The organism is Aquitalea sp. ASV11 (genome assembly GCF_016429185.1).
In the GTDB taxonomy this organism is placed as follows: Bacteria; Pseudomonadota; Gammaproteobacteria; order Burkholderiales; family Chromobacteriaceae; genus Aquitalea; species Aquitalea pelogenes.
Genome location: NZ_JAELUD010000160.1, coordinates 1 through 567, shown reverse-complemented (window position 1 = coordinate 567; position 567 = coordinate 1). Strand labels below are relative to the sequence as shown.

Annotated in this window: 1 protein-coding gene; it reads left to right on the top strand. The window is 62.6% G+C overall.

Annotated features, from left to right (window positions below):
• Positions 1 to 567, top strand: a 567-nt coding sequence (locus JHD62_RS21450) for an amidohydrolase family protein (RefSeq protein ID WP_199104581.1), incomplete at both ends; no start/stop codon positions are given.

Genomic DNA, 567 nt, shown 5'->3' with positions numbered 1-567 from the left:
GTCCTCCACCTGGGCGGCCATCTGCAACGAGCTGTGCTACCGCGTCAGCCAGCTGTTCCCAGACAACTTCATCGGTGCCGCCATGCTGCCGCAGTCGCCCGGTGTGGACCCGGCCACCTCTATTCCGGAGCTGGAACGCTGCATCAAGGACTACGGCTTTGTCGGCATCAACCTCAACCCGGATCCGTCCGGCGGCCACTGGACCAGCCCGCCGCTGTCCGACCGCCACTGGTACCCCATCTACGAAAAAATGGTGGAGTACGACATCCCGGCCATGGTGCATGTGTCCACCAGCTGCAACTGCGCCTTCCACACCACCGGCGCGCATTATCTGAACGCAGACACCACCGCCTTCATGCAATGCCTGACCTCCGACCTGTTCAGCGACTTCCCCACACTGCGCTTTGTCATCCCGCACGGCGGCGGCGCGGTGCCTTACCACTGGGGCCGCTTCCGTGGGCTGGCGCAGGAAATGAAAAAGCCGCTGCTCAAGGACCACCTGCTCAACAACATCTTCTTTGACACCTGCGTCTACCACCAGCCGGGCATCGACCTGCTGACCAAGGT